Origin of the sequence: Streptomyces sp. NPDC006261 (genome assembly GCF_040613515.1) — a bacterium.
Classification (GTDB): Bacteria; Actinomycetota; Actinomycetes; order Streptomycetales; family Streptomycetaceae; genus Streptomyces.
The window spans coordinates 51,396-69,574 of sequence record NZ_JBEXSI010000004.1; the positions used below are offsets into that span (position 1 = coordinate 51,396).

Below are 18,179 nucleotides of genomic sequence, written 5' to 3' on the forward strand. Positions count from 1 at the left end.
CATCCGGAGGGGAGCCGTGGCCGGTTCGCGTCGTACCGCCCTCAGGGGTACCCCCGCGGCGTTTCAACCGGACCGTATGCGGCGTGGGCCGCATGGTAGGCAGCGCACCGGACCCGCCACCCGGGATTCATTCCGACGTAACACGCACCACCTCTTCGTCACGCTCGCGAAACATCGTGCGGCATCCCCGGAAACGGCGCTCCGTCAATCTCATGGCGCACAGGCGGTCTCCGGCCATGATCCGCCGGACACCCCCTGACCGGCCCGCACCTTTGCCCAGTGGTCCCGCAGCTTTCCCCCGCACGCCGCGGCCGCTCCGACGACGAGGAGACGCCGATGCCCCCAGGCATCACGACGCTTGCCGCAGACGCCCCCGAGCTGTCTGCCGCCAACACCGGGTTCATGCTCATCTGCTCGGCCCTGGTGATGCTCATGACCCCCGGCCTGGCCTTTTTCTACGGAGGCATGGTCCGCGTCAAGAGCACCCTCAACATGCTGATGATGAGCTTCATCAGCCTCGGGATCGTCACGATCCTGTGGGTGCTCTACGGATTCAGCCTCGCCTTCGGCTCCGACGTCGGCTCGGTCGTCGGCTGGAGCTCCGACTACGTGGGCCTCGGTGACATCGGAGTCAACGAGCTCTGGGACGGCACCACCATCCCGGTGTACGTCTTCGCCGCCTTCCAGCTGATGTTCGCCGTCCTCACCCCGGCCCTGATCAGCGGTGCCCTCGCCGACCGCGTGAAGTTCACCGCGTGGGCGCTGTTCATCGTCCTGTGGGTCACCATCGTCTACTTCCCCGTGGCCCACTGGGTCTGGGGCTCGGGCGGCTGGCTCTTCGAGATGGGCGTCATCGACTTCGCCGGCGGTACGGCCGTCCACATCAACGCCGGTGCCGCGGCCCTCGGCGTCATCTTCGTCATCGGCAAGCGCATCGGCTTCAAGAAGGACCCGATGCGGCCGCACAGCCTGCCGCTCGTCATGCTCGGCGCGGCCCTCCTGTGGTTCGGCTGGTTCGGCTTCAACGCCGGATCCTGGCTCGGCAACGACGACGGCGTCGGCGCCGTCATGTTCCTGAACACCCAGGTCGCCACCGCCGCGGCCGTCCTCGGCTGGCTCGTCTACGAGAAGCTGCGCCACGGCTCCTTCACCACCCTCGGCGCCGCCTCCGGCGCTGTCTCCGGCCTGGTCGCCATCACCCCCGCGGGTGGCTCGGTCAGCCCGCTCGGTGCCATCGCGGTCGGTGCCATCGCCGGTGTCCTGTGCGCCATGGCCGTCGGCCTGAAGTACAAGTTCGGTTACGACGACTCCCTGGACGTCGTCGGCGTCCACCTCGTCGGCGGCATCATCGGCTCCGTCCTGGTCGGCTTCTTCGCCACCGGCGGCGTCCAGTCCGACGCGAAGGGCCTCTTCTACGGCGGCGGTGTCGACCAGCTCGGCAAGCAGGTCGTCGGAGTCGTCGCGGTCCTCGCGTACTCTCTGGTCGTCTCCGGCCTCATCGCCCTGGTGCTCCACAAGACCATCGGGATGCGGGTCTCCGAGGACGACGAGATCTCCGGCATCGACCAGGTCGAGCACGCCGAGACCGCATACGACTTCAGCGGCGCCGGCGGCGGCACGGTCTCCCGCACCACCGCCCCCGCGACGGACCCGACGGCAGCACCGAAGGCAAAGAAGGTGGACGCATGAAGCTCATCACCGCGGTCGTGAAGCCCCACCGGCTGGACGAGATCAAGGAAGCCCTCCAGGCCTTCGGCGTCCAGGGGCTCACCGTCACCGAGGCCAGCGGTTACGGGCGTCAGCGCGGCCACACCGAGGTCTACCGGGGCGCCGAGTACACCGTCGACCTGGTCCCCAAGATCCGCATCGAGGTCCTCGTCGAGGACGAGGACGCCGAACAGCTCATCGAGGTCGTCGTCAAGGCCGCCCGTACCGGCAAGATCGGTGACGGGAAGGTCTGGAGCGTCCCGGTCGAGACCGCCGTCCGCGTGCGGACCGGCGAACGCGGCCCGGACGCCCTCTGACCGACGGCCCCACCGAACGGAAGGCACCTGGGTGACGAGCACCGAAGCGATCACCGAAAGCGAAGACTCGGGACCCAGCGGCTACGCGGCGGCCCGGCTGCGCCTCCTCCAGCAGGAGGCGCGGTCCGGGCCGCCGCGCCGTGCGGCCCTCGCCCGCCTCACCGACGACTGGCTCACCGGCCTGTTCACGTCGGCGGCGACACACGCCGGGGTCCGCGGCGCCGCCCTCGTCGCCGTCGGCGGCTACGGCCGCGGCGAACTCTCCCCCCGCAGCGACCTCGACCTGCTGCTCCTGCACGACGGCAGCGCCGACGCGGCGGCGATCTCCGCCCTCGCGGACGCCATCTGGTACCCGGTCTGGGACCTGGGCCTGGCCCTGGACCACTCCGTGCGCACCCCCGGCGAGGCCCGGAAGACGGCGGGCGATGACCTCAAGGTCCAGCTCGGCCTGCTGGACGCCCGGCCGGTCGCCGGCGACCTCGGCCTGGTCGCCTCCCTGCGCACCGCGATCCTCGCCGACTGGCGCAACCAGGCCCCCAAGCGCCTCCCCGCCCTCCATGAGCTCTGTCAGGAGCGCGCGGAGCGGATGGGCGAGCTCCAGTTCCTCCTGGAACCCGACCTCAAGGAGGCCCGCGGCGGCCTCCGCGACGCCACCGCCCTGCGCGCGGTGGCCGCCTCCTGGGTCGCCGACGCGCCCCGCGAAGGGCTCACCGAGGCCCGCCGTGTCCTCCTGGACGCCCGCGACGCCCTCCACCTCACCACGGGCCGCGCCACCGACCGCCTCGCCCTCCAGGAGCAGGACCAGGTCGCGGGCGCGCTCGGCCTCATGGACGCGGACGCGCTGCTGCGCCAGGTGTACGAGGCCGCACGGACGGTCTCGTACGCCACCGACGTCACCTGGCGCGAGGTCAACCGGGTGCTGCGCGCCCGCTCGGTCCGCCCAAGGCTCCGCGCCATGCTCGGCGGCGGCCGCGTGTCCGCCAAACCCGCCCCCGACCGCGCCCCGCTCGCCGACGGCGTGGTGGAGGCCGACGGCGAAGTGGTCCTCGCCCGCGCCGCCCGCCCCGACCGCGATCCCGTCCTCACCCTGCGCGCCGCCGCGGCCGCCGCCGAGGCCGGACTGCCGCTCTCCCGCCACCTCGTACGTCACCTCGCCACCACGGTCCGGCCGCTGCCGGTCCCGTGGCCGCCCGCCGCCCGCGAGGAGCTGGTCACGCTGCTCGGCGCGGGGGAGCCCACGGTCGGCGTCTGGGAGGCGCTCGAAGCGGAAGGGATCATCACCCGGCTGCTGCCCGACTGGGAACGCGTCCACTGCCGCCCCCAGCGCAACCCCGTCCACACCTGGACCGTCGACCGGCACCTGGTGGAGACCGCCGTCCGCGCCGCCTCCCTCACCCGCCGCGTCCACCGCCCCGACCTCCTCCTGGTCGCCGCCCTCCTCCACGACATCGGCAAGGGCTGGCCCGGCGACCACTCGGTGGCCGGCGAGGTCATCGCCCGCGACATGGCCACCCGGATCGGCTTCGACAAGCACGACGTGGGCGTCATCGCCACCCTCGTACGCCACCATCTGCTGCTCGTCGACACCGCCACCCGGCGCGACCTGGACGACCCCGCCACCGTGCGGTCGGTCGCCGAGGCCGTCTCCACCGCCTCCACCCTGGAGCTGCTGCACGCCCTCACCGAGGCCGACGCGCTCGCCACCGGCCCCGCCGCCTGGTCCACCTGGCGGGCCTCCCTCGTCACCGACCTCGTCAAGCGCGTCGCCGCCGTCCTCGCGGGGGAGGCCCCCGAGGAGCCGGCGGAGGCCGCGCCCAGCGCCGAGCACGAACGCCTCGCGATCGAGGCCCTGCGCACCGGCGAACCCGCCCTCACCCTGCATTCCCACCCCGAGGAGCCCGCCGGGGACGGGGAGGTGGAACCGGTCGGCGTCGAGCTGCTCATCGCCCTGCCCGACCGCCCCGGCGTCCTGCCGGCCGCCGCCGGGGTCCTCGCCCTGCACCGCCTCACCGTGCGCGCCGCCGACCTCCGCGCGGTGGAGCTCCCCAACGAGGTGGGGGAGAGGGCGGACCTGCTGCTGCTCAGCTGGCGGGTGGCGGCCGAGTACGGGTCCCTCCCACAGGCCGCCAGGCTCCGCGCCGACCTCGTACGGGCCCTGGACGGCTCCCTGGACATCCGGGCCCGGCTCGCGGAGCGGGAGGCCGCCTACCCGCGCCGCAGGGGTGTGCAGGCCCCGCCGCCCCGGGTCACCGTGGCGGCGGCCGGCTCCCGCCGGGCCACCGTCATCGAGGTCCGGTCCCAGGACGCCCCGGGGCTGCTGCACCGGATCGGCAACGCCCTGGAGGGCTGCGCGGTACGGGTGCGCAGCGCCCATGTCTCCACCCTCGGCGCCAACGCGGTGGACGCCTTCTACGTCACCGGGACCGACGGCGAACCGCTGCCGGAGATCCGGGCCGCCGAGGTCGCCCGGGAGGTCGAGAAGGCCCTCGGCTGACGCGTAGGGCGCTTCTGCACAGCCCTCGCCCGGCACCGGATCCGGGCGAGGGCTTGGCGTTCTCCGGGGGACGGATACCCTGGAGGGCGACTGACCTGCCCCGCCCCCGACCCTGAGGACCGACGAGCGCCGTGTTCGATACTCTCTCCGACCGCCTTAGCGCGACTTTCAAGAACCTCCGGGGCAAGGGCCGCTTGTCCGAGGCGGACATCGACGCCACGGCACGCGAGATCCGTATCGCCCTGCTGGAAGCCGACGTCGCCCTGCCCGTGGTCCGGGCCTTCATCGCCAACGTGAAGGAGCGCGCGCGCGGCTCCGAGGTCTCCCAGGCGCTGAACCCCGCCCAGCAGGTCGTCAAGATCGTCAACGAGGAGCTCGTCTCCATCCTCGGCGGCGAGACCCGGCGGCTGCGGTTCGCCAAGAACCCGCCCACCGTGATCATGCTCGCCGGTCTCCAGGGTGCCGGTAAGACGACGCTGGCCGGAAAGCTCGGCCTCTGGCTCAAGGGCCAGGGCCACTCCCCGCTGCTCGTCGCCTGCGACCTCCAGCGCCCCAACGCCGTCAACCAGCTGAGCGTCGTCGCCGAGCGCGCCGGCGTCGCGGTGTACGCCCCCGAGCCGGGCAACGGCGTCGGCGACCCGGTCCAGGTCGCCAAGGACTCCATCGAGTTCGCCAAGGCCAAGGTCCACGACATCGTGATCGTCGACACCGCCGGCCGCCTCGGTATCGACCAGGAGCTGATGCGGCAGGCCGCGGACATCCGCGACGCCGTCAGCCCCGACGAGATCCTCTTCGTCGTCGACGCGATGATCGGTCAGGACGCGGTCAACACCGCGGAGGCGTTCCGCGACGGTGTCGGCTTCGACGGCGTGGTCCTCTCCAAGCTCGACGGTGACGCCCGCGGTGGTGCGGCCCTCTCGATCGCCCATGTCACGGGCAAGCAGGTCATGTTCGCGTCGAACGGCGAGAAGCTGGAGGACTTCGACGCGTTCCACCCGGACCGGATGGCCTCCCGCATCCTCGACATGGGTGACCTGCTCACCCTGATCGAGCAGGCGGAGAAGACGTTCAGCCAGGAAGAGGCCGCCAAAATGGCCTCGAAGCTCCAGTCGAGCAAGGGCGGCAAGGACTTCACCCTTGACGACTTCCTGGCCCAGATGGAGCAGGTCCGCAAGATGGGCTCCATCTCCAAGCTGCTCGGGATGCTGCCCGGCATGGGGCAGATCAAGGACCAGATCAACAACATCGACGAGCGTGACATCGACCGCACCGCAGCGATCATCAAGTCGATGACCCCCAAGGAGCGCAACGAGCCGACGATCATCAACGGCTCGCGCCGGGCCCGGATCGCCAAGGGGTCGGGCGTCGAGGTCTCCGCGGTCAAGAGCCTGGTGGAGCGCTTCTTCGAGGCACGCAAGATGATGTCGAAGATGGCCCAGGGTGGCGGTATGCCCGGGATGCCGGGTATGCCCGGCATGGGCGGTGGCCCCGGCCGCCAGAAGAAGCAGATCAAGCAGGCCAAGGGCAAGCGCAAGAGCGGCAACCCGATGAAGCGCAAGGCCGAGGAGGCCGCTGCCGCGGAGCGCCGCGAGCAGGCGGCCGCCCAGGGTGGCGCGTTCGGGCTGCCCGCGCAGGAGGACAAGAACTTCGAGCTGCCGGACGAGTTCAAGAAGTTCATGGGCTGACCGGCGACAGCAGGACACGCGTAAGGGGCGCCCTTGAGAGAGGGCGCCCCTTACGCGCGTTCGGAGCGGCTTCTTTCAGCTCACGTAGTGCACACCAGATAGCGGAAGACGTTCGGCATCCACACCGTGCCGTCCGCCCGCCGGTAGGGATGCAGCGCCTCCGCGACCTCCTTCTCCACCTGGGAGCGGTCGGTGGCGCGTACGGCGGCGTCGAAGAGTCCCGTCGACAGCAGCCCGCGCACCGCGCTGTCCGGATCCGCGTACCCGAAGGGGCAGGAGACCCGCCCCGAACCGTCCGGCTTCAGACCCGCCCGCGCGGCCACGTCCTCCAGGTCGTCCCGGAGCGTCGGCCGCCACCCGCCAGGATGCGGCGGACGCGCGGACTCCGTCAGCCGGGCCGCGACCCGCAGTACCGGCGCCGTGGCGCACCGCTCCGGCGGGCCCCAGCCGGTCAGCACCACGGTCGCGCCCCGGGCGGCCAGCTGCAGCGCCGACTCCAGCGCCGGAACCAGCCCCTCGGAGTCACCGGCCGCACAGCCGATCGGCTCGAAGACGGTGATCAGGCTGTACGGTGCCCCGTCCGCGCCGGCGCCCGCCGGGAGCCCGTCGTCGTGCAGCCGGGCCCGGTGCGCGGGCGTACCTTCCGCGCCCTCGTCGGGCAGCAGCCGCTCACGCGCGAGCGCCAGGCGCTCGCGGTCGGAGTCCACGCCCGTCACCTGCGCCCCCCGGGCCGCCGCGACGAGCATGGCGAGCCCGGAGCCACAGCCGAGCGACAGCATCCGGGTGGCGGGTCCGACTTCGAGCCGGTCGTACACCGCCTCGTAGAGCGGTGCCAGCATGCGTTCCTGGATCTCGGCCCAGTCGCGGGCACGGGTACCGGCGTCCGCCGGCGCGGAGTGCTCCGCGTCCCGGTGGTTCCGGACGAGCGTTGGTGTCATGGAAAGCGCCCCAATCCGCCAAGAGGTCGATCTTGCCCGAGTGGTCGGCCCCCGTGTGCGTATGTCCGCACCCCCCGTATGCCAGAGAACTGCGCTTCCGCCGTTCCGTCCAGGGGTTGTGGGGCACTGTTTTGCGTACCCCGGTCGTGCGCCTCTCCGAACCAGTCTTACCCGACACCGGGCAGCGGGCACGTCGAGTGGCCCGCCGGGTAGCCTTTCCGGCAGACCCGTAAGTGGCACCGGGCGCCGGCGCACCGCACATGGCGTGCGCCGGAAGTACCGCACGCTGTGCACCACCTTGGGGCGAGCTGTGCGACTTCTCCGCAGTTCGGCGCACCCGCCCGCCTCCGGACGCATCCAGGGCACATCACGGGCAACTGACTGGTACGTGCAAATTATTTGGGATGCCCCGGAATAGGAACACCGGGGCACTCGGACTCGTTGTCACGACGTGAGCACGACACCACCTGTACTTGCCGCAGAGCTGGCACAGGCGTGGGCCGACATTCAGCGGTACCACCCCGAGCTGCCCGATCTAGCCGCGCCCGAGTCCCTGATCGGAGAGTCCTCGTCCGCCTGTGGCGCCGAGCTCTCCTTCGAGCGACTGCTCCACGAGGCAGTCCACGGCATCGCTGCCGCGAGAGGAGTCCGTGACACTTCCCGTGCCGGCCGCTACCACAACCGACGCTTCCTCGCGATCGCCGAGGAGCTGGGCCTCGACCATGCCGAGGAACCCCATCCCAGCAGCGGATTCTCCCTGGTCACGCTGAATCCGGAGGCCAAGCGCCGGTACCGCCCGACCACCGAACGGCTGCAGCGCGCCCTCAAGGCGCACACGGTCGCCACCGCCGCCGACACCAAGCGCTCCTTCCGGGGCCCTGCCGCCCGGCACGGCTCCTCCGGGGGCGGGGTGCGGGTCAAGGCCGTCTGCGACTGCGGACGCAACGTCCGCGTCGTCCCCTCGGTCCTGGCCCAGGCCCCGATCGTCTGCGGTGGCTGCGGCAAGCCGTTCCAGATCCCGGAAGCGGCGGTCGCGGTGGGGTGAGCCGAAGTGGTGTGGCACAATGGCTAGCTGTACTCGACAGTCGCACAGGACCCCTCTCTCCTCCGGCTGACGCGTCCATCGGGCACTCCGAGTACCGCAACCCCACGTGGCATCTAGTTGTGCCCAACCACGTCATAGACCAGGAGACACCACTTCCGTGGCAGTCAAGATCAAGCTGAAGCGTCTGGGCAAGATCCGTTCGCCTCACTACCGCATCGTCGTCGCCGACTCCCGTACCCGCCGTGATGGCCGGGCCATCGAGGAGATCGGTCTGTACCACCCGGTGCAGAACCCCTCGCGCATCGAGGTCAACGCAGAGCGCGCGCAGTACTGGCTGTCCGTCGGCGCCCAGCCGACCGAGCCGGTCCTCGCGATCCTGAAGCTCACCGGTGACTGGCAGGCCCACAAGGGCCTTCCGGCCCCCGCGCCGCTCCTGCAGCCGGAGCCCAAGGCTGACAAGCGCGCGCTGTTCGAGGCGCTGTCCTCGGACGGCGACGAGGCCAAGGGTGAGGCCATCACCCCCAAGGCCAAGAAGGCCGACAAGAAGGCGGACGACTCGGCTGACGCTGCCGCGTCCACCGAGTCGACCGAGGCCTGAGCATGCTCGAGGAGGCTCTCGAGCACCTCGTGAAGGGCATCGTCGACAACCCCGACGACGTGCAGGTTGCCGAGCGCACCCTGCGCCGCGGGCGCGTGCTGGAGGTCCGGGTCCACCCCGACGACCTCGGCAAGGTGATCGGCCGTAACGGTCGCACCGCTCGCGCTCTGCGGACCGTCGTGGGCGCTATCGGCGGTCGTGGGATCCGTGTCGACCTCGTCGATGTGGACCAGGTCCGCTGACCGCAGTTGAACACCGGCCAGGGCCGGGGAAGGCCTTCGGGCCGTCCCCGGCCTTTGTCGTAGGCCACCGCGACCGGCCGGCTTCCCAGGCCTCCACCCCATCAATCGGAGAACAGCGTGCAGTTGGTAGTTGCGCGGATCGGCCGCGCCCATGGCATCAAGGGCGAGGTCACCGTCGAGGTACGAACGGACGAGCCGGAGCTGCGGCTGGGCCCCGGTGCCGTCCTGGCCACCGACCCGGCGGCCACCGGCCCGCTCACGATCGAGTCGGGACGGGTGCACAGCGGCAGGCTGCTGCTGCGCTTCGAGGGCGTGCGCGACCGCACGGGCGCCGAGGCCCTGCGCAACACCCTGCTGATCGCCGAGGTGGACCCGGAGGAGCTCCCGGAGGACCCCGAGGAGTTCTACGACCACCAGCTCGTCGACCTGGACGTCGTGCTCGCCGACGGCACGGAGATCGGCCGGATCGCCGAGGTCTCCCACCTGCCCTCGCAGGACCTCTTCATCGTGGAACGCCCCGACGGCAGCGAGGTGATGATCCCCTTCGTGGAGGAGATCGTCACCGAGATCGACCTGGAGGAGCAGCGTGCGGTCATCACTCCGCCGCCGGGCCTGATCGACGAGAGCGAGGCCGTGGTGGTCTCCTCCCGCGACGAGGAGCAGGCCTCCGAGGACGACGAGGCGCCGAAGGGCGACGCCTGATGCGGCTCGACGTCGTCACGATCTTCCCCGAGTACCTGGAGCCGCTGAACGTCTCCCTGGTCGGCAAGGCCCGCGCCCGCGGGGTGCTCGACGTCCACGTCCACGACCTGCGGGAGTGGACGTACGACCGGCACAACACGGTTGACGACACGCCCTACGGGGGCGGCCCCGGCATGGTCATGAAGACCGAGCCCTGGGGTGACGCGCTGGACCAGGCGCTGGCCGACGGGTACGAGTCAGGCGCGCACGCCCCGGTCCTCGTCGTGCCCACGCCCAGCGGCCGCCCGTTCACCCAGGAACTGGCCGTGGAGCTCTCCGCCGAGCCCTGGCTGGTCTTCACCCCGGCGCGGTACGAGGGCATCGACCGCCGTGTGGTCGACGAGTACGCCACCCGGCTCCCGGTCGTCGAGGTCTCCATCGGCGACTACGTGCTGGCCGGCGGTGAGGCCGCCGTCCTCGTGATCACGGAGGCCGTGGCCCGGCTGCTGCCCGGCGTCCTCGGCAACGCCGAGTCCCACCGCGACGACTCCTTCGCTCCCGGCGCCATGGCCGACCTTCTGGAGGGGCCCGTCTACACCAAGCCGCCCGAGTGGCGCGGCCGGGGGATCCCGGATGTCCTGCTCAGCGGCCACCACGGGAAGATCGCGCGCTGGCGGCGCGACCAGGCGTTCGCCCGGACCGCCCTCAACCGGCCCGATCTGATCGAGCGGTGCGAGGCGGGCGCCTTCGACAAGAAGGACCGCGAGATCCTCTCCATCCTCGGCTTCGCGCCGGAGCCCGGCGGCCGATTTTGGCGCAGGCCCCCGGCCGTGGAAGAATAGGCCGCTGCTGTACGTCCGGTGTGCGCCCCTGCCACAGGGGGAAAGACGCCCGCCCGACGCGATCAGCACTCCTTCACTCCTCTCGATATCCCGTCGATGACCTGTGGCATCGGCGAAGAAAGCAGAACTCATGACTTCCCTGCTCGATGGCGTCAACGCCGCCACCCTCCGTTCGGACGTCCCGGCGTTCCGCCCCGGTGACACCGTCAACGTCCACGTGCGAGTGATCGAGGGCAACCGCTCCCGTATCCAGCAGTTCAAGGGCATCGTCATCCGCCGTCAGGGCTCGGGCGTCAGCGAGACCTTCACGGTCCGCAAGGTCTCCTTCAGCGTCGGCGTCGAGCGCACCTTCCCCGTGCACAGCCCGATCTTCGAGAAGATCGAGCTCGTCAGCCGCGGTGACGTCCGTCGCGCCAAGCTGTACTTCCTCCGTGAGCTCCGCGGCAAGGCCGCGAAGATCAAGGAGAAGCGCGACAACTGATCTGCCTCCAGCGGGTGACCGGCAAGGCACCCTCTGGCGTCCACAGGGCGGCCGGATAGGATTCGCCCGCGATGGACACCCAAGCAGAGCACTCGGAGCGCGACCGCTCCTCGGAACCCCGTGCCGGGTCCGAGGAGGGGTCGCGCTTCTCGCGCGTCCGGGGCGCTGTCGCGGCCGTACGGTCCTGGCGGCGGCGCATCCTCGTCGCGGGGGTGGCGGGCACGGCCGTGATGCTTCTGTTCAGCGCCCTCGTGGTCCAGCCCTTCCTGATCCCCAGCGGCTCCATGGAACCCACCCTGCGGGTCGGCGACAGGGTGCTGGTCAACAAGCTGGCGTACCGGTCCGGCGCCGAGCCCCGGCGCGGCGATGTGGTGGTCTTCGACGGAACGGGCTCCTTCGTACGGGAGGACCTGGACGCGAACCCGCTGGCCGCGCTGGCGCGCGGGGCGGCGGCCTCCCTGGGCGTGGCCGAACCACCCGACACCGACTTCGTGAAGCGTGTGGTGGGCGTGGGAGGCGACCGGGTCGTCTGCTGCGACGCGCGGGGGAGGCTCCAGGTGAACGGGGTGCCGGCGGACGAGACGTACCTCCACTCCGGCGACACCGCCTCCGAGGCCCCGTTCGACATCGTCGTCCCGCCGGGCACGCTCTGGGTGATGGGCGACCACCGCAGCCGCTCCAGCGACTCCCGCGACCACCTCGGATCGCCCGGGGGCGGGATGGTCCCCGTCGCGCGGGTGATCGGCCGGGTGGACTGGCTGGGCTGGCCGCCCGCCCGGATCGGCGGCCTGGAGGGGACCGGCGCCTTCGACGGCGTACGGGCGCCCGGCAGGGCGCATGGGTAACCGAGGGCGCCCGCGCGGCGCCCCGGCCCCCGATGTCCCGCTGCCCACCGGGAGCCGGCCCACCGGGCCCCGCTCGCTGCCGACCCGGGCCGAGCGCCGCAGGCTCGCCAAGAAGGTCAGACGCAAGCGGCGCAGATCCGCGGTGAGGGAGATACCGGTCCTCATCGTGATGGCACTGCTGATCGCGCTCGTCCTGAAGACCTTCCTCGTCCAGGCGTTCGTGATTCCGTCCGGTTCGATGGAGCAGACCATCAAGATCGGCGACCGCGTCCTGGTGGACAAGCTGACCCCGTTGTTCGGGTCGAAACCGCAGCGCGGGGACGTCGTCGTCTTCAAGGACCCCGGCGGCTGGCTCCAGCAGGAGAACGCCGACGGGAAGGAGGACCCGCCGGTCGGCGTCAAGCAGGCCACCGAGGCGCTGAAGTTCATCGGGCTGCTGCCCTCCGACGACGAGCAGGACCTGATCAAGCGGGTGGTGGCCGTCGGCGGCGACACCGTGAAGTGCTGCGGCACCGACGGCCGCGTCACCGTCAACGGCGTACCGCTGACCGAGCCCTACCTGCACCCGGACGACCGGCCCTCGACCGTGCAGTTCGAGGTGGAGGTTCCGGCGGGACGCCTCTTCATGATGGGCGACCACCGGTCCAACTCGGCCGACTCCCGTTTCCACCTCGACGAGCCCGACAAGGGCACGGTCTCCGAGAAGGAGGTGGTGGGGCGGGCCGTCGTGATCGCCTGGCCCTTCTCCAACTGGACCACCCTGGAGGAGCGCGAGGCCTTCGCCGCGGTGGCACGGGCGAGTGGAGCGGAGGCGGCGGTTCCGGGGTCGTCGCATAGGGTTGCCACTCCGGATCGGGACGGAATGGTCCGGCTCCCGACCCCTGCGGAACTCCCGCTCGTTATGGGAGTGGTGGGCCTGCACCGGACCGGGCGCGGGCAGTGGCACGTACTGAGGAGTGGATGTGGGGGATTTGGCGGTCGGCGCACGATCCGGACACGACGAACCCGAGGACCGGCCGGAGCGCGACGAGTCTCCCGAGGGCGGCGCGGCGGTACCGCCGGGCGGTGACGGCGGTACACCGGGCGACGACGATGGCACTCCGGGCGGCGGCAGGCCCGCCCGAAGGCAGCGCTCCTTCTGGATGGAGCTGCCGCTGCTCGTCGGGATCGCCCTGATCCTGGCGTTGTTGATCAAGACCTTCCTGATCCAGGCGTTCTCGATTCCCTCGGACTCGATGCAGAACACCCTGCAGCGGGGCGACCGGGTGCTGGTCGACAAGCTCACCCCCTGGTTCGGCTCCGAGCCGGAGCGCGGCGAGGTCGTGGTCTTCCACGATCCGGGCGGCTGGCTGGAGGATGCCGCCACACCGGAGCCCAACGTGGCGCAGAAGTTCCTCAGCTTCATCGGTCTGATGCCCTCCGCCGAGGAGAAGGACCTGATCAAGCGGGTCATCGCGGTCGGCGGCGATACCGTCGAGTGCAAGGAGAACGGTCCGGTCACGGTCAACGGCAAGGCGCTCGACGAGAAGTCGTTCATCTTCCCGGGGAACACCCCGTGCAACGACAAGCCCTTCGGCCCGATCAAGGTCGAGGAGGGCCGGATCTTCGTCATGGGCGACCACCGGCAGAACTCCCTGGACTCCCGCTACCACCAGGAGCTCCCCGGCCAGGGCACCGTCTCCAACGACGAGGTCGTCGGCCGCGCGATCGTCGTCGCCTGGCCCGTGGGCCGCTGGGCGACCCTGCCGATCCCCAGCACGTTCGACCAGCCCGGGCTGAACGCGGCCGCCGCGCTGGCCCCGGCCGCACTCGGGGTAGCCGGAGCGCTGCCCCTCGTGTTGTGGCGGCGCAGGAGGCTGACCGCCGGGCGTACCGCCGGGTAGGGTGCCGACTCGGATCAGCGATTGTCGATCTCCGATGGGGGAGCGCTGGGATGAGCGGTACGCAGAGCAACGATGACGGCCGCGGCAGGACCGGCACCATGGTGTCGGGTCTGGCCGTGGCCGTCGGCTGTGTGCTCTTCCTCGGAGGGTTCCTCTGGGCGGCCGTGGTGTACAAGCCGTACGCCGTCCCCACCGACTCCATGTCCCCCACGGTGAACGCCGGCGACCGGGTGCTCGCGGAGCGGATAACCGGCGCCGATGTCCGGCGCGGTGACGTGGTGGTCTTCACCGACAGCGTCTGGGGCGACACCCCGATGGTGAAGCGCGTGGTCGGCATCGGCGGGGACACGGTCGCCTGCTGCGACAAGGACGGACGGCTCACCGTCGGCGGGACCCCCGTCGAGGAGCCGTACATCAATCGCGGCCCGGCCGCCGCGGGGACGCGGGCGCCCGCCTCGCCGCAGAACTTCTCGGCCAAGGTGCCCGAGGGCCAGATCTTCCTCCTCGGCGACGAGCGGTCCACCTCCCTGGACTCCCGGGTCCATCTGGAGGAAGCAGGGCAGGGCTCCGTACCCCTGAGCGCCGTCCAGGCCCGGGTCGACGCGGTGGCCTGGCCGATGAACGGCATGATCGGCCGCCCCGAGTCGTTCGCCGCGCTGCCCGGCGGGGTCTCCGCCGACGGCCCGCTCCCGTTCCAGGCGGGGGCGGTGCTGGTCGGCGTGGTCCTCATCCTGGGAGGAGCGGCGTACGGACCCGTCGCCGCCCGCTCCGCCCGCCGCGGGCGGAGCGCCGGGACCACCCGGTGACCGGAGCTGCGCGCAGGGTGGCCCGGGTGGTGCTTCTGGACCCCGACGACCGCATCCTCCTGCTCCACGGCCATGAGCCGGGCGACCCCGAGAACGACTGGTGGTTCACGCCCGGCGGCGGCCTGGAGGGCGACGAGACCCATGAGGAGGCGGCCCGCCGCGAGCTGGCCGAGGAGACCGGGATCACCGACATCGAGCTGGGCCCGGTGCTCTGGAAGCGGATCTGCTCCTTCCCGTTCGACGGGCGGCGTTGGAACCAGGACGAGTGGTACTTCCTGGCCCGTACGGCACAGACCGCCACCGACCCCCAGGGCCTCACCGAGCTCGAATTGCGCAGCGTCGCCGGTCTGAGGTGGTGGAGCTCCGCCGAACTCCTCGCGACGCGTGAGACGGTGTACCCGACCAGACTCGCCGAGCTGCTGCGCACGCTCCTCGACGAGGGTCCCCCGCGTGTTCCGTTGGTCCTCGCCGCCGAGATCGCCTGATCGTCCAGGGGCGCCGGAGGCTGACGCACAATAGGGGGACGCACGGCTGAAGGGGAAACATGCCATGAGCGCCGAGGACCTCGAGAAGTACGAGACCGAGATGGAGCTGAAGCTCTACCGGGAGTACCGCGATGTCGTCGGTCTGTTCAAATATGTGATCGAGACCGAACGGCGCTTCTACCTCACCAACGACTACGAGATGCAGGTGCACTCCGTCCAGGGTGAGGTTTTCTTCGAGGTGTCCATGGCGGACGCCTGGGTCTGGGACATGTACCGGCCCGCGAGGTTCGTCAAGCAGGTCCGCGTGCTGACCTTCAAGGACGTCAATATCGAAGAGCTCAACAAGAGTGATCTGGAACTTCCGGGAGGCTGACCCCGCGCGGTCCGCAGGTTACGGGGCCGCCGACTCGTGCGAGATGCGGTACGGACCCGGTCACCCGTTTGGGTGACCGGGTTTTCCACATAGGGAAGGTTATCCACCAAGATCCACAACTTCCGGCCGGCCGGGTCAGAGTCGGTGCCGGAGGTGGTGCCGAGATGAACGCACGGGGAGCACTCGGGCGGTACGGCGAGGATCTGGCGGCACGGCTGCTGACCGACGCCGGAATGGCCGTGATCGAGCGCAACTGGCGCTGTCGCGCCGGAGAGGTCGACATCGTCGCCAGGGACGGCGACGCACTCGTCTTCTGCGAGGTGAAGACCCGCAGGTCCCAGGGGTTCGAACATCCCATGGCCGCGGTCACCCCGGTCAAGGCGGACCGGCTGCGACGGCTCGCCGAGATCTGGCTGGAGCGGCACGGCGGTCCGCCGGCCGGCGGGGTCCGGATCGACCTGATCGGGGTGATCGTGCCCCGGCGCGGCGCACCCGTCACCGAGCACGCCCGGGGGGTGTCCTGATGGGGTACGCCCGGGCGTGTTCCGTGGCGCTGGTCGGCGTCGAGGGCGTGGTGGTGGAGGTCCAGGCGGATCTCGAGCCGGGGGTGGCGGCCTTCACGCTGGTCGGGCTGCCGGACAAGAGCCTGATCGAGAGCCGGGACCGGGTGCGGGCCGCAGTGGTCAATTCCGGGGCGGAGTGGCCGCAGAAGAAGCTCACGGTCGGGCTCTCCCCGGCCTCGGTCCCCAAGAGCGGATCCGGTTTCGACCTAGCGAAACTCTGCAAAGAACCTTTCTAAAGTGGCAGGCTACGGCCATGAGCCCCAACCTCCGTGCCGCCATCGACGCCGCAGCCGGAACCGATCGGCGCGCCGTCATCTACAGCCGCATCAGCAGTGACCGGGAAGGCGCCGGCCTCGGAGTCGCCCGCCAACGCGAGGACTGCGAGCAGCTTGCCGAGCAACTCGGCCTCGATGTCGTCGAGGTGTACGAGGACAACGACCTGAGCGCCTACAGCGGCAAGCCCCGCCCCGGATACCGGAAGATGATTCAGGACCTGCGAGAGGGGCACGCAGGCACCGTCCTGGCGTGGCATACCGACCGGCTACACCGCTCCCCGGCTGAGCTGGAGGAGTACATCGACGTCTGCGAGCCACTCCGGATCGAGACGCGCACCGTCAAGGCCGGGCACCTGGACCTCACCACCGCCACCGGACGCATGATCGCCCGGCAACTCGGTGTGCAGGCCCGGTACGAGGTCGAGCGCATGGTTGAGCGGCAGCGCCGGAAGCGCGACGAGATGGCCGCGAAGGGTCAGCACTTCGGTGGGCGCCGCCCGTTCGGCTGGGAAGCCGACGGGATGACGCCCATCGAGTTCGAGTTCGAATGCATCCGGGAGGCTGCCCGATCAGTACTCGCGGGTGCGTCGCTGCGCTCCCTCGCGGCAGGGTGGGTGGCCCGCGAGATCCTCACCAGCACCGGGAGCCAATGGGAGGGACCCGAGGTCCGCAGCATGCTTCTGCGGTCCCGCAACGCGGGCATCGTTACCCACCGACGAGAAGAGGTAGGCCCCGGACTGTGGCCAGCACCGTTGGATGAGCCGACCTGGCGCAGCGTCTGCGCAATCCTCACTGACCCGGCGCGGCGGCTCTCCCCCGGCAACGAGCGCAAGTACCTCGGCAGCGGCCTCTATCTGTGCGGGCGGTGCGCCGACGGGACCACGATGCGGGCGTGCACATCGAACTCGCGCAACCCTGGATCGGAGACCCGCTACTGGGGCGCGTACACCTGCCGGGCCCGCAAGCACATGTCCCGACAGCGCGAGCAGGTTGACGACATCGTGCAGATCGCCCTGCTGGACCGGCTCTCTCGGCTCGACGCGGCAGAGTGGCTCGCCGCCCGCGAGGAGGACCCGATTGATGTCCTTGGCGCGCAGCAGGACATGCGGGAGGCGCGCGCCACTCTGGATGAGCTGGCCAGTGCGCTCGGCTCCGGGGACCTGGACCTTCGGTCGTACAAGGTGGCCACCGTGTCGGCGCGCAACCGCCTTGAGGCTGCTGAAAAAGTTTTGTCCCGCGCGGTGACGGTGAACCCGGCTGCCGCCCTAGTCGGGGCCGCCGACATAGACGCGGTCTGGGCAGGGATGGACCTGTCCCGGCGGCGTGCGGTGCTGGCCTACGTGATGACGGTGACGATCCTGCCTGCAAGGAAGGGGCGGCAGCCGGGCGGCGGGTACTGGGACCCGGACTCTCTGCGCATTGAGTGGAAATGACGGCGCCCCCGCGGTGAGGCGGGGGCGCCGCCGGCCATTCTCCGCAGCCTGGCGGGCAACGCGGAGACGGCCGTCTTGGTGGGGGTGTTCTGCTGTTACCCCGGGTTTCCTTGATCTAGCAAAGCAGGTTTTATCCTGCATGCAAAGCGATCATGAGGGGCGAGCGTGGGTGCGTGGCACGTATCCCCCCAGACCCCCGCTACCTGGTGCGCAGGCAACGGATCGGCCAGCGGATACGAGAGGCCCGGCTGCACGCGGATCTCTCCCAGCAGGACATCGTTACCCGTACCGGCATGGACCGGTCCGCCTACCAGGACATCGAGCACGGGCGCACCAGTCCCATGCTCGATAACCTGCTGCGCATCGCCGACGCGATCGGCGTACCGCTCGCCGACCTCGTACGCGAAGAGCAGCCCCCGCTGCGGCGCGAGCAGCAGGGGCTGCCGTCAGACCCGCCCGCCCCGACCTCGCCGTGACCAGAGCGGG

General features: G+C 70.7%; 20 protein-coding genes and 1 pseudogene. 20 read left to right on the plus strand and 1 reads right to left on the minus strand.

Annotated elements, in window-relative coordinates; genetic code table 11:
* The first annotated feature begins 336 nt into the window (after positions 1-336).
* The 4 genes from ABZ154_RS03395 to ffh all read left to right on the plus strand — a co-directional run bounded on the left by ABZ154_RS03395 (position 337) and on the right by ffh (position 6,203).
* On the plus strand, positions 337-1,689 hold the full coding sequence (locus ABZ154_RS03395) for an ammonium transporter (protein WP_356828582.1): 1,353 nt from the start codon (positions 337-339) through the stop codon (positions 1,687-1,689).
* Positions 1,686-2,024 carry a P-II family nitrogen regulator gene (locus ABZ154_RS03400; RefSeq protein ID WP_003965965.1) on the plus strand — a complete coding sequence of 113 codons (339 nt, stop codon included), beginning with the start codon at positions 1,686-1,688 and terminating at the stop codon, positions 2,022-2,024. The genes ABZ154_RS03395 and ABZ154_RS03400 overlap by 4 nt, the downstream gene beginning before the upstream one ends.
* A 31-nt stretch (positions 2,025-2,055) precedes the next feature.
* Complete coding sequence (locus tag ABZ154_RS03405; protein WP_356828584.1) at positions 2,056-4,518, plus strand: [protein-PII] uridylyltransferase; 2,463 nt, start codon at positions 2,056-2,058, stop codon at positions 4,516-4,518.
* Between the two features lie 131 nt (positions 4,519-4,649).
* Positions 4,650-6,203, plus strand: a complete 1,554-nt coding sequence (ffh, locus tag ABZ154_RS03410) for a signal recognition particle protein (protein WP_356828586.1) — start codon at positions 4,650-4,652, stop codon at positions 6,201-6,203.
* An 80-nt stretch (positions 6,204-6,283) separates the two neighbouring features.
* On the opposite strand, the gene ABZ154_RS03415 is transcribed toward ffh, so the two are convergent.
* On the minus strand, positions 6,284-7,141 hold the full coding sequence (locus ABZ154_RS03415; RefSeq protein WP_356828588.1) for a methyltransferase domain-containing protein: 858 nt from the start codon (positions 7,139-7,141) through the stop codon (positions 6,284-6,286).
* 451 nt (positions 7,142-7,592) lie between these two features.
* Between ABZ154_RS03415 and ABZ154_RS03420 the strand changes: the two genes are divergently transcribed.
* The 16 genes and pseudogenes from ABZ154_RS03420 to ABZ154_RS03495 all read left to right on the plus strand — a co-directional run bounded on the left by ABZ154_RS03420 (position 7,593) and on the right by ABZ154_RS03495 (position 18,169).
* On the plus strand, positions 7,593-8,186 hold the full coding sequence (locus ABZ154_RS03420) for a hypothetical protein (protein ID WP_018509633.1): 594 nt from the start codon (positions 7,593-7,595) through the stop codon (positions 8,184-8,186).
* 157 nt (positions 8,187-8,343) lie between these two features.
* The gene (gene rpsP / locus ABZ154_RS03425; RefSeq protein ID WP_356828590.1) at positions 8,344-8,784 is read left to right on the plus strand and encodes a 30S ribosomal protein S16; all 441 of its coding nucleotides are present in this window, start codon (positions 8,344-8,346) and stop codon (positions 8,782-8,784) included.
* Positions 8,785-8,786: 2 nt separating this feature from the next.
* Entirely contained in the window at positions 8,787-9,026 is a 240-nt protein-coding gene (locus tag ABZ154_RS03430; RefSeq protein ID WP_003965959.1) for an RNA-binding protein, read from the plus strand.
* Positions 9,027-9,143: 117 nt separating this feature from the next.
* A complete protein-coding gene (gene rimM, locus ABZ154_RS03435; protein ID WP_356828592.1) occupies positions 9,144-9,728 on the plus strand; it encodes a ribosome maturation factor RimM in 585 nt (194 codons plus the stop codon).
* Positions 9,728-10,549 carry a tRNA (guanosine(37)-N1)-methyltransferase TrmD gene (gene trmD / locus ABZ154_RS03440; protein ID WP_356828594.1) on the plus strand — a complete coding sequence of 274 codons (822 nt, stop codon included), beginning with the start codon at positions 9,728-9,730 and terminating at the stop codon, positions 10,547-10,549. Before rimM ends, trmD begins: the two co-directional genes overlap by 1 nt.
* A 130-nt stretch (positions 10,550-10,679) precedes the next feature.
* Positions 10,680-11,030 carry a 50S ribosomal protein L19 gene (gene rplS / locus ABZ154_RS03445; RefSeq protein ID WP_073882311.1) on the plus strand — a complete coding sequence of 117 codons (351 nt, stop codon included), beginning with the start codon at positions 10,680-10,682 and terminating at the stop codon, positions 11,028-11,030.
* A gap of 71 nt (positions 11,031-11,101) precedes the next feature.
* Positions 11,102-11,875: a signal peptidase I gene (gene lepB / locus ABZ154_RS03450; protein WP_356828596.1), complete on the plus strand. Its 774-nt coding sequence runs from the start codon at positions 11,102-11,104 to the stop codon at positions 11,873-11,875.
* On the plus strand, positions 11,868-12,944 hold the full coding sequence (gene lepB, locus ABZ154_RS03455) for a signal peptidase I (protein ID WP_356828598.1): 1,077 nt from the start codon (positions 11,868-11,870) through the stop codon (positions 12,942-12,944). Before lepB (ABZ154_RS03450) ends, lepB (ABZ154_RS03455) begins: the two co-directional genes overlap by 8 nt.
* Complete coding sequence (lepB, locus tag ABZ154_RS03460) at positions 12,847-13,758, plus strand: signal peptidase I (protein ID WP_356828827.1); 912 nt, start codon at positions 12,847-12,849, stop codon at positions 13,756-13,758. Before lepB (ABZ154_RS03455) ends, lepB (ABZ154_RS03460) begins: the two co-directional genes overlap by 98 nt.
* A 50-nt stretch (positions 13,759-13,808) precedes the next feature.
* The gene (gene lepB, locus ABZ154_RS03465; RefSeq protein WP_356828600.1) at positions 13,809-14,564 is read left to right on the plus strand and encodes a signal peptidase I; all 756 of its coding nucleotides are present in this window, start codon (positions 13,809-13,811) and stop codon (positions 14,562-14,564) included.
* Positions 14,561-15,049: an NUDIX hydrolase gene (locus ABZ154_RS03470; protein WP_356828601.1), complete on the plus strand. Its 489-nt coding sequence runs from the start codon at positions 14,561-14,563 to the stop codon at positions 15,047-15,049. The genes lepB (ABZ154_RS03465) and ABZ154_RS03470 overlap by 4 nt, the downstream gene beginning before the upstream one ends.
* A gap of 64 nt (positions 15,050-15,113) precedes the next feature.
* A complete protein-coding gene (locus ABZ154_RS03475; protein WP_003965949.1) occupies positions 15,114-15,422 on the plus strand; it encodes a DUF2469 domain-containing protein in 309 nt (102 codons plus the stop codon).
* Positions 15,423-15,586: 164 nt separating this feature from the next.
* Positions 15,587-15,946: a YraN family protein gene (locus ABZ154_RS03480; RefSeq protein ID WP_356828603.1), complete on the plus strand. Its 360-nt coding sequence runs from the start codon at positions 15,587-15,589 to the stop codon at positions 15,944-15,946.
* Positions 15,946-16,197, plus strand: a pseudogene (locus ABZ154_RS03485) (magnesium chelatase domain-containing protein); the annotation flags it as partial. The gene ABZ154_RS03480 and the pseudogene ABZ154_RS03485, both read left to right, overlap by 1 nt.
* A 41-nt stretch (positions 16,198-16,238) precedes the next feature.
* Entirely contained in the window at positions 16,239-17,693 is a 1,455-nt protein-coding gene (locus ABZ154_RS03490) for a recombinase family protein (protein WP_356828605.1), read from the plus strand.
* 173 nt (positions 17,694-17,866) lie between these two features.
* Positions 17,867-18,169, plus strand: a complete 303-nt coding sequence (locus ABZ154_RS03495; protein ID WP_356828607.1) for a helix-turn-helix transcriptional regulator — start codon at positions 17,867-17,869, stop codon at positions 18,167-18,169.
* Positions 18,170-18,179: the final 10 nt, after the last annotated feature.